The organism is Denitratimonas organivorans (assembly GCF_037478135.1).
GTDB lineage: Bacteria > Pseudomonadota > Gammaproteobacteria > Xanthomonadales > Xanthomonadaceae > Denitratimonas.
In genome coordinates, this window is the sequence record NZ_JBBHDV010000001.1 from 517,864 (window position 1) to 526,861 (window position 8,998).

At 65.6% G+C, this 8,998-nt stretch carries 10 protein-coding genes and 1 tRNA gene; 7 read left to right on the plus strand and 4 right to left on the minus strand.

All coding sequences use genetic code 11. From position 1 onward, the window contains the following. The first annotated feature begins 32 nt into the window (after nt 1-32). The gene (locus tag WDB66_RS02210; RefSeq protein WP_339396787.1) at nt 33-806 is read left to right on the plus strand and encodes a DUF6471 domain-containing protein; all 774 of its coding nucleotides are present in this window, start codon (nt 33-35) and stop codon (nt 804-806) included. Between the two features lie 21 nt (nt 807-827). On the opposite strand, the gene WDB66_RS02215 is transcribed toward WDB66_RS02210, so the two are convergent. After that, nucleotides 828-2,522, minus strand: coding sequence for an AMP-binding protein (locus WDB66_RS02215; RefSeq protein ID WP_339396788.1), 1,695 nt, complete (start codon nt 2,520-2,522; stop codon nt 828-830). Between the two features lie 169 nt (nt 2,523-2,691). Between WDB66_RS02215 and WDB66_RS02220 the strand changes: the two genes are divergently transcribed. Then, nucleotides 2,692-3,090, plus strand: coding sequence for a nuclear transport factor 2 family protein (locus tag WDB66_RS02220; RefSeq protein WP_339396789.1), 399 nt, complete (start codon nt 2,692-2,694; stop codon nt 3,088-3,090). Between the two features lie 117 nt (nt 3,091-3,207). Further along, nucleotides 3,208-4,662 (plus strand): WS/DGAT/MGAT family O-acyltransferase, encoded by a 1,455-nt coding sequence (locus WDB66_RS02225; protein ID WP_339396790.1) that lies wholly within the window; start codon nt 3,208-3,210, stop codon nt 4,660-4,662. Nucleotides 4,663-4,696: 34 nt separating this feature from the next. Here the strand turns inward: WDB66_RS02225 and WDB66_RS02230 are convergent, their stop codons facing one another. Beyond that, nucleotides 4,697-5,179 (minus strand): peroxiredoxin, encoded by a 483-nt coding sequence (locus tag WDB66_RS02230; protein WP_339396791.1) that lies wholly within the window; start codon nt 5,177-5,179, stop codon nt 4,697-4,699. Between the two features lie 209 nt (nt 5,180-5,388). Between WDB66_RS02230 and WDB66_RS02235 the strand changes: the two genes are divergently transcribed. The 4 genes from WDB66_RS02235 (at nt 5,389) to WDB66_RS02250 (ending at nt 7,324) form a co-directional block, all read left to right on the plus strand. Beyond that, entirely contained in the window at nt 5,389-5,835 is a 447-nt protein-coding gene (locus tag WDB66_RS02235; protein ID WP_339396792.1) for an Hsp20/alpha crystallin family protein, read from the plus strand. A gap of 171 nt (nt 5,836-6,006) precedes the next feature. Next, on the plus strand, nt 6,007-6,879 hold the full coding sequence (locus tag WDB66_RS02240; RefSeq protein WP_339396793.1) for a DnaJ C-terminal domain-containing protein: 873 nt from the start codon (nt 6,007-6,009) through the stop codon (nt 6,877-6,879). Nucleotides 6,880-6,948: 69 nt separating this feature from the next. After that, entirely contained in the window at nt 6,949-7,077 is a 129-nt protein-coding gene (locus tag WDB66_RS02245) for a type II toxin-antitoxin system RelE/ParE family toxin (RefSeq protein ID WP_339396794.1), read from the plus strand. Between the two features lie 82 nt (nt 7,078-7,159). Further along, nucleotides 7,160-7,324: a hypothetical protein gene (locus WDB66_RS02250; protein WP_339396795.1), complete on the plus strand. Its 165-nt coding sequence runs from the start codon at nt 7,160-7,162 to the stop codon at nt 7,322-7,324. A 137-nt stretch (nt 7,325-7,461) separates the two neighbouring features. Here the strand turns inward: WDB66_RS02250 and WDB66_RS02255 are convergent. Both WDB66_RS02255 and WDB66_RS02260 read right to left on the minus strand, forming a co-directional pair. Then, nucleotides 7,462-7,538, minus strand: a tRNA-Arg gene (locus WDB66_RS02255). Between the two features lie 64 nt (nt 7,539-7,602). Then, the gene (locus tag WDB66_RS02260; RefSeq protein WP_339396796.1) at nt 7,603-8,682 is read right to left on the minus strand and encodes a ribonuclease D; all 1,080 of its coding nucleotides are present in this window, start codon (nt 8,680-8,682) and stop codon (nt 7,603-7,605) included. Nucleotides 8,683-8,998: the final 316 nt, after the last annotated feature.

Below are 8,998 nucleotides of genomic sequence, written 5' to 3' on the forward strand. Positions count from 1 at the left end.
GCAATACTTCAGGGAATGCAGAGAGCGACTGGATGGACGATTCGACACTGGGTGGCAACCCGTGGCCGTTGATTGATGCGATGAAACGCGGGCTCCGACGCGAGGGCATCACCTACGCCCAGCTCGCGCAGCGCCTGCAACTTTCCGAAGCCAGCATCAAGCGCCTGTTCTCGCGCGGGCGCTTCACCCTGCAACAGGTGTTGGCGGTGTGCGAGGCCATCGGCACCGATCTGGCCGAGCTTGGACGCAGCGCGCAGAACCGCGCCGAGGCGATCCGCCAGTTGAGTGTGGCGCAGGAGCGGGCGCTGGCGGGCGACCCGCGCCTGCTGCTGCTGTTCCACCTGCTGATGGCGGGCTGGTCGCTGGCCGACATCGGGCGCGAATACGCCCTGCAGGGCACCGAGCGCACCTTGCTGCTGGCGCGGTTGGATCGGCTCGGACTGATCGAGCTGTTGCCACGAGACCGCGTGCGCCTGCGCATCGCACGTGATTTTTTCTGGCGCAGCAATGGCCCGGTGCGGCGGCGCTACGGCGCGCAGGCGTTGCGGGAATTTTTGCTGGATCGTTTCAGCGGCGAGCGTGCGCTGCTGCGTTTCGAAGTGCGCGAGCTTTCCGAAGCGTCGATCCAGGTGATTCGCCGCAAGCTGGAGCGGGTGGCGCACGAGGTGGCCGAATTGGCAGAGTTGGATGCGACGTTGCCGTCCGAACGCAAGCGCAGCGTCGGTGTGGCGGTGGCGATGCGGCCGTGGGTGTTTTCGCTGGCCGAGGCGTTGAAGTTGGAAAGCGGCGTGCCGCCCACGCGGTGATGCGCGCGGGCGGCGATACGGTCAGTGCGCGGCGGACGTGTCCGCGGGCGCGCTGTCACGCAACTCACGCCGCAGGATCTTGCCGACATTGGATTTGGGCAGTTCCTCGCGGAATTCGATGATGCGCGGCTGCTTGTAGCCGGTCAGTTCAGCGCGGCAGAAGTTCTTGATGTCGTCGGCGGTCAGTGCCGGATCCTTGCGCACCACGACCAGCTTGACCACTTCGCCGGATTTGTCGTCCGGCACGCCGACAGCGGCCACTTCCAGCACGCCGGGCAGCTGGGCGACAACGTCTTCGATCTCGTTCGGGTACACGTTGAAGCCGGACACCAGGATCATGTCCTTCTTGCGGTCAACGATGTAGAAGAAGCCGTTTTCATCCATCTTCGCCATGTCGCCGGTGTGCAGCCAGCCGTCGGGCGTCAGCACCTTGGCGGTTTCCTCCGGGCGCTGCCAGTAGCCGGCCATCACCTGCGGGCCGCGCACGCACAGTTCGCCGACTTCGCCGACCGGCAGCTGGTTGCCGTCCTCGTCCATGACACAGCATTCGGTGGAGGAAATCGGCAGGCCGATCGAGCCGTTGTAGTCGGCCAGCGTGATCGGGTTGATGCAGGCTGCCGGCGAGGTTTCGGTCAGGCCGTAGGCTTCCACCAGAGTCACGCCGGTGACCTGTTTCCAGCGGTCGGCCACGGCGCGTTGCACCGCCATGCCGCCGCCCAAAGACAGGTGCAGGCGGGAGAAATCCAGATCCTTGAAGCCGGGTGTGTTGAGCAGGCCGTTGAACAGCGTGTTGACGCCGGTGATCGCGGTGAACGGGATCTTCGACATCGATTTGACGAAGCCGGGCATGTCGCGCGGGTTGGTGATCAGGTGGTTGACCCCGCCGAACTTCATGAACACCAGACAGTTCGCCGTCAACGCGAAGATGTGATACAGCGGCAACGCGGTGATGATGTGCTCCTGGCCCGGCTTAACGTTGCTGCCCAGCCAGGCTGATGCCTGCTGCATGTTCGCGACCAGGTTGCCGTGGGTCAGCATCGCGCCCTTGGCCACGCCGGTGGTGCCGCCGGTGTATTGCAGGAAGGCGATGTCCCGATGGTTCAGCGCCACCGGCGGCAGGGTCTTGCCGTTGCCGCGCGCCAGTGCATCGTTGAAACGGATGGCGCCGGGGATGTGGTAATCCGGGATCGCCTTCTTCACATGCTTGAGCACGAAATTGACGATCGGCCCCTTCGGGAAACCGAGCAGATCGCCGACGCCAGTGGTGATGACCTGGCGCACGGCGGTATCGGCCAGCACTTCGGACAGGGTGGCGGCGAAGTTGTCCAGCACCACGATGGCCAGCGCGCCCGAATCCACCAGCTGATGCCGGAGTTCGCGCGCGGTGTACATCGGGTTGGTGTTGACCACGGTCAGGCCGGCACGCAGCGCGCCGAAGATCGCGATCGGATACTGCAGCACGTTGGGCAGCATGATCGCCACGCGATCGCCCTTCTTGAGCTTCAGTTCGTGTACCAGATAGGCACCGAAACGGCGGCTGAGCTCGTCGATCTGGGCGTAGCTGAGCTTCTTGCCCATGTTCTCGAACGCGACCTTGTCGCGGAAGTTCTGGCAGGTGATGTCGAGGATGTCCGGAATCGACGCGAATTCGTCGAGATCGATCTCGGCGGGGACGTTTTTCGGATAGTTCGCCAGCCAAGGCCGTTCGACGCTCATGGGTGCTCCCCCTGTTGAAATACGTGGTGCGAACCGTGCCAATGCCTGCCGTTCGCGGTACTTTGAGCGATTGGACCATAGGCCAAAGCGGCAGGGCAAGGTGATGTACAGAAGCGGGCAACGACACGGGCGCGTTGGAGTTTTTCACCTGTCCGGCATGGTTTTGCTGATGCTGGCGTTGCTGGCAGGTTGCAGCCGCAGTCCACCGGAACAGCGCCTGCGCGAACGCATCGCGGACATGCAGCAGGCCTTGGAAGCGCGCAAGTCGGCCGATTTTGTGGCCGGCATCGCCGAGGATTTCGGCAGCGACAACGGCATGGATCGCGAAGGCATCCGCAACCTGCTGCGCGTGCAGATGCTGCGCAACGCCTCGATCGGCGCAACACTCGGTCCGCTGGACATCAGCCTGCACGGCGAGCGCGCCACGGTGAAGTTTTCCGCCGTGTTGACCGGTGGCAGCGGCGGCCTGCTGCCCGACAGCGCGCGGCCGTGGAGTGTCACCAGTGCCTGGCGTGATGGCGCGGATGGCTGGCAGCTGATCCATGCCAGCTGGGAGCCGATGCTGTGAAGCGGATCCTGACCGGCGGCGCGTTGACGCTCCGCCGGGCCGCGGGCACCATCGCCTGACACCTGCCGGGGAGACGGGGAAACGATGAGCGGGAGCGGCACAGCAAGGCGCGAGCCGATGTCCAAGGTGGACACCGCATGGTTGCGGATGGAAAAGCCCACCAGCCTGATGATGATCACCGGCGTGCTGATGTTCGAGCAGCACCTGGACATCGCCCAGCTGCGCGAACTGGTGGCCGAGCGCTTCCTCGCCTTCGAGCGTTTCCGGCAGAAAGCCGTGGATCTGGGTGGCGCCTGTTACTGGGAGCACGATCCGGACTTCGATCTGGAATGGCATGTGCGCCTGACCGCACTGCCGGGCGAGGCCGGCAAGCCGGAACTGCAACGCCTGGTCAGCCAGCTGGCCTCGACTGCGCTGGATCATTCCAAGCCGCTGTGGCAGTTCCATCTGGTCGAAAACCATAACGGCGGCAGCGCGCTGATCGCCCGCGTGCACCACTGCTATGCCGACGGCATCGCGCTGATCCAGGTGCTGCTGTCGCTGACCGACGTGTCGGCCCAGCCGCGCGCACGTGACGCCTTGCCGGAAGCCTGGCTCAAGCAGGACGGCCAGCGCATCACCCAGCGCTTCGTCTATCCGGGCAAACGCCAGGTGGATCGCGCGGTGAAGCTGGGCGGCAAGATGCTCGACGGCAGCAGGGCGCTGTATCGCGATCCGACGCTGGCCGCGGTGCTGGCGCGTGAAGGCGGCGAAGTGGCGCGCGAACTGGGCGCCGCGCTGGCGCTCAGCGACGATCCGCCCACTGCATTGAAAGCCAAGCTGGGTGTGCGCAAGCGCTGCGCCTGGGCCGACCCGGTCGATCTGGCCGAGGTCAAGGCGGTCGGCCGCGCGCTGGATTGCACCGTCAACGACGTGCTGCTGGCCTGTGCCGCTGGCGCCTTGCGGCATTACCTGATCGAACGTGGTGAATGCGTCGATGGCCTGACGATCCGCGCCACGGTGCCGGTCAACCTGCGCCCGCTGGAACACGCGAAGAAACTCGGCAACCACTTCGGCCTGGTGTTCCTGGAACTGCCGGTGGGCGAGCCGAATCCGGTGGCGCGGGTGCGGCGCGTGGCGCAGGACATGAACCGGATCAAGTCATCGCGCCAGGCGATCATGACCTTCGGCGCGCTCGCAGCATTGGGCATGACGCCCACCCCGGTGCAGCGCATGGCGCTGGACATGTTCAGCCGCAAGGCCTCGACCGTGGCGACCAACGTGCCCGGCCCGCAGGTGCCGCTGTATCTGGCTGGCGCGCGGATTTCCGAATTCATGTTCTGGGTGCCGCAGACCGGCAGCATCGGCCTGGGCCTGTCGATCCTCAGCTACAACGGCCGCGTGCACTTCGGCCTGATCGCCGACGCAAAGTCGGTGCCGGACCCGGACATCGTCACCGCCCGTTTCGGAAAGGAATTCGAAACCCTGTTGTACGCGGTGCTGATGGAGGACTGGGAGGCGCCGATCGAGCCTGCGGATGTGCAGGATACGCTGCGGCGGCTGGGGGAAATTCCGGTCGGCAGTCAGGACTGAGACATCGCCGACCGGATCCCGTGGGCGCTGGGCGTTATGCCGGCAGCGCCGCCAGCACCGCATCCGCGGCCGAAACACGGAATTCGCCCGGGGCTTCCACCCATAGATGCTTGACCACGCCGTTGTCGGCATAGAGCGCGTAGCGCTGCGAGCGCAGGCCCATGCCGTAGGCGCTGGCGTCCATTTGCAGGCCGAGGGCGCGGGTCAGTTCGGCATTGCCGTCGGCCAGCAGCACGATGTCGTCCGGGGCGTTTTGCGATTTGCCCCAGGCGTCCATCACGAAGGCATCGTTGACCGAGACGAAGGCCACGGTGATGCTGCGCTTGCGGAATTCTTCGATGCGTTCGATGTAGCCGGGCAGGTGTTGCACGCTGCAGGTCGGGGTGAAGGCGCCGGGTACGGCGGTCAGCAGCACGCGCTTGCCGCTGAAGAATTCACCGGTCTTGAGCGGTTCGGGCTTGCCGTCGCGCGGGGTGTCCAGGGTGACGTCGGGAAGGGTGTCGCCGGTCGAGATCATGACAATGCTCCGTGGCAGGGAAGGCCATCCTAACGCCGCGCGCCCGATGACGTGCCGGCTCGTGCCTGAACCTGAGAAAAAGCTGAACGCGGGGCCGTTCGCGCCACTGCTGCGCCGCACTGCGCTTGATATGCGCCGCCGCCACGTCCACATAGCAGGCAGGCGGCAACGCCGCACCCCTCAAGGACCCGAATCAAGGAGACTTCGAAATGAGCAATCAGCATCCCGTTAGCCGTTTTTCCAGCCAGTTCGGATGGCCGGCCGAGGTCAAGCAGTTCTTCGACCGCGTGCTGCATGAATCCGACGCGGACCAGAGCAACGTCGTCACTAGCCAGTGGACGCCTCGCGTGGACATCAAGGAGGAGACCGAGCGCTTCCTGATCCTGGCCGATATTCCCGGCGTGGAGCCGGCCGATATCGAGGTGCAGATGGACAAGGGCATCCTCACCATCAAGGGCGAGCGCAACACCGTGAACCGCGAGGAAGGCGAGAGCTTCTCGCGCGTGGAGCGTGCCCAGGGCGTGTTCTACCGGCGCTTCTCGCTGCCCGACAGCGCCAACCCGGAAGGCATCACCGCCAGTGGCCGCAACGGCGTGCTGGAGGTCAGCATTCCCAAGCGCCCGGAGACCACGCCGCGCCGCATCCAGGTGAAGTAAGTCCGACTCTGGGCGCGGTCATCGCGCTGCGGTCATGACCCGGCGGCCCGCGCAGGTGTTCCTCGCGGGCCGCTGCCGTATGGAGAACATGGAATGGCGGCGCGGCATACCGTCGACGCTGCACTATCATCGCAACCCCGATGCCCGACTGTGGCGGGCGACAGGTGAGGCATGCAATTCAAGGATTACTACCAGGTACTCGGTGTCGCGCCGGATGCCGACGAGAAGGCGATCAAGGCCGCCTTCCGCCGACTGGCGCGCAAATACCATCCGGATGTCAGCAAGGAGGCCGACGCCGAGGACAAGTTCAAGGCCGCCAACGAGGCCTACGAAGTGTTGGGCGATGCCGCCCGGCGCGCTGAATACGATCACCTGCGCGCCAGCGGCTATCGTCCCGGCGACGAATTTCAGCCACCGCCCTGGGCCGGCCAGGGGCAGGGTGGCGGCGGCTTCGAGGGGTTCGGCGACAGCGGTTTCAGCGACTTCTTCGAGTCGCTGTTCGGCCGTGGCCGCAGCGCTGGACCCGGACGTGCGCGTACGCCGGCCGATGTGCGTGCGCATCTGGACATCGATCTTGAAGCGGCCTATGCCGGCAGCCGGCAGCGCATCGACGTCAACGGCCGCACCCTGGAGGTGAAGATTCCGGCCGGCATCGCGCCGGGCCAGAGCATTCGCCTGAAAGGGCAGGGCGGCAATGGCCGCGATCTTCTGTTGGAGATCGGCTACCGCCGCCATCCGCTGTATGAGCTTGAAGGTCGTGATGTCATCGTGCGCCGGCAGATTCCGCCGTGGCTGGCGGTGTTCGGCGGCAAGATCGAAGTGCCCACGCTCGGCGGCAACGTCAATCTGAACGTGCCGGCCGGTTCCGATGGCGGGCGCCGTCTACGCCTGCGCGGCCGCGGCATGCCGGGCACGCCAGCCGGAGACCAGTTCGTTGTGCTGGAAATCCAGACCCCGAAACCCTCCAGCGAAGCGCAGCGCGAGGCTTACCGCGATCTGGCGCGTGCATTCGGTGCCAGCGTCGAGGACGCAGCAGCGGAGTAGGGTGTTGCGGCCGTCGGCGCCGGCGCGGAATATCGCGTCGCGTGCTGTCGCGGGTGTGCCCGGTTCACCGTGACCGGCGAAGGCCGGGTGATGCTGCTGGTGCATGGCTTCGTGAAGAAGTCGCAGCAAACCCCGAAGAACGAGACGGATACCGCACTGGCTCGACTCAAGGACTACAACGAGAGGATGAAGAAATGAGCACGAACACTCGCCGCCGGGTTCCAGTTTCGAGGACTTCCTTGCCGAAGAAGACATCCTCGAAGAAGTCACCACCACTGCAGTGAAGCGTGTCATCGCCTGGCAGATTGCCGAAGCCATGAAGGCCGAGAAGCTGACCAAGAAGGCATTGCCCGAACGGATGCACACCAGCCGGGCCAACCTCGACCGGCTGTTGAGCGCCGACGACACCGGGTTGACACTGGAAACCCTGACTCGCGCCGCGTAGGCGTTGGGGCGCAAGCTACGGGTGGAGTTGGTATCGGCATGAGTCGGCGCGCGGTGCCGAGACAGGTTCGACTATCCCCTTAGCGTCTCCGAGTTACACGGCTATGCGTTTTACATTTCTGTAAGTGATTGATTTTATGGCGACCCCGACACGATTCGAACGTGTGACCTTCCCCTTAGGAGGGGGACGCTCTATCCAGCTGAGCTACGGGGCCGTGGCCGTGTGCCGATGTCGGCAGGGGCGCGATTCTACATCAGGTGCAGGCGTGGCACGCGGCGTCAGGGCAGCAGTTGCATCAGCGGTTTCTGCAGGATCGTGGTGCGCCAGCCGTCGAGCGCGGTTGGCCATTGCCTGCTGGTGAGCAGGGTTTCCAGGTGGCGGCGGGCACAGAGTACGCCTTCGGGAAGATCCAGCGCCTGGGCCTGCTGCGCGACCACGGCCTGCATCGCCTTCAGCGTGTTGCGCAGGGTCGGGTCTGGGGTTGCGGCCAGCGGAATCGATTGTTCACTGGCGTCCAGCGGGCGCGAGACTTCTTCCCAGATCTGGTCGCGCAACCGGCGCGGGGCGCGCGGATGTTGGTCGAGCAGGGCGTGGAAACGCGATTGCGTCATGGCCTGCTGGGCCAGCAGCACGACCAGTTCGTTGTCCAGGATCCAGCTGCGCGGGCGGTCCAGCTGACGCGCGGTGGCGTCGCGCCACAGCAGCAGGCGGCGCAGGCGTGCCTGGGCTTCCGGGTCCATGCGCTGGGCGCTGCGCGAGGACAGGTGCGGGTGCGGGTCCATGCCGTCTTCGTCGGCGTGGGCGACCAGCCGCGCGCAGTCTTCGGTCAGCCAGTCGAGGCGGTCAAGTTCGCGCAGGCGCTGGTCCAGTATCTCGTGCAGCGCATGCAGGTGGCGCACGTCTTCGGCCGCGTAGTGGGACTGCGAATCGGACAGCGGGCGACGCAGCCAGTCCGAGCGGGTTTCACCCTTTTCCAGTTGGATGCCGAGCAGGTCCGCCACCAGTGCCTGGTAGCCCTTGCCAGCACCGTGGCCGGCCAGCGCGGCGGCCTGCTGGGTATCGAAAATCGGCCCGACGCGGACGTTCCAGCCGTGCTGGAAGGCCTGAAGGTCTTCGCCCGGGCTGTGCATGATCTTCAGCGTGCCGCCCTGCAGCACCGGCGTCAGCTCGCCGGCCTGCGGCAGTGCCAGCGGGTCGATCAGGCATTCCTCGCCGGTGGCGGGGCGCAGCTGCACCAGTGCCAGTTTCGGGTAGTAGGTGCGTTCGCGGATGAATTCGGTATCCAGCGCGATCGGGGCCTGATCCAGACCTTGCGCGAGGGCGTCCAGTTGCTGTGTTTGCGTGACCCAGTGGCTCATTGGAATGTGGTGGTGATGTCAGGGGCGGAACGATAGCTGATCCATCCTGCCGGCGTAGTATCCGCTTGCCGGGCGCCGGGGGCTGCACTACCGTCCGCGTGCCGGGGGGGGGGGGCGGGGGGCGCCCCCGCCCGGGGGGGGGTCGGATGTCGCGGGGGGTTTTTGTTTGGGCGTGGGGTGGGGGGGGGGGGGGGGTGGGGGGTTTGTGTGGGGTGGGGTGGGGGCGAGCTGGGTGTGTGGTTTGATGTGGTTGTTTTTTTTTGTTTTTTTTTGTGTGTGGTGTTTCGTGTCTTCCCGGGCCCCCCCCCCCCCCCCC

Coding starts and splice junctions, on each gene's coding strand:
- WDB66_RS02215 (WP_339396788.1), bottom strand. CDS start 2,522: ATGAGCGTCGAACGGCCTTGGCTGGCGAACTATCCGAAAAACGTCCCC.
- WDB66_RS02240 (WP_339396793.1), top strand. CDS start 6,007: ATGCAATTCAAGGATTACTACCAGGTACTCGGTGTCGCGCCGGATGCC.
- WDB66_RS02260 (WP_339396796.1), bottom strand. CDS start 8,682: ATGAGCCACTGGGTCACGCAAACACAGCAACTGGACGCCCTCGCGCAA.
- WDB66_RS02230 (WP_339396791.1), bottom strand. CDS start 5,179: ATGATCTCGACCGGCGACACCCTTCCCGACGTCACCCTGGACACCCCG.
- WDB66_RS02235 (WP_339396792.1), top strand. CDS start 5,389: ATGAGCAATCAGCATCCCGTTAGCCGTTTTTCCAGCCAGTTCGGATGG.
- WDB66_RS02220 (WP_339396789.1), top strand. CDS start 2,692: ATGCTGGCGTTGCTGGCAGGTTGCAGCCGCAGTCCACCGGAACAGCGC.
- WDB66_RS02210 (WP_339396787.1), top strand. CDS start 33: ATGGACGATTCGACACTGGGTGGCAACCCGTGGCCGTTGATTGATGCG.
- WDB66_RS02225 (WP_339396790.1), top strand. CDS start 3,208: ATGTCCAAGGTGGACACCGCATGGTTGCGGATGGAAAAGCCCACCAGC.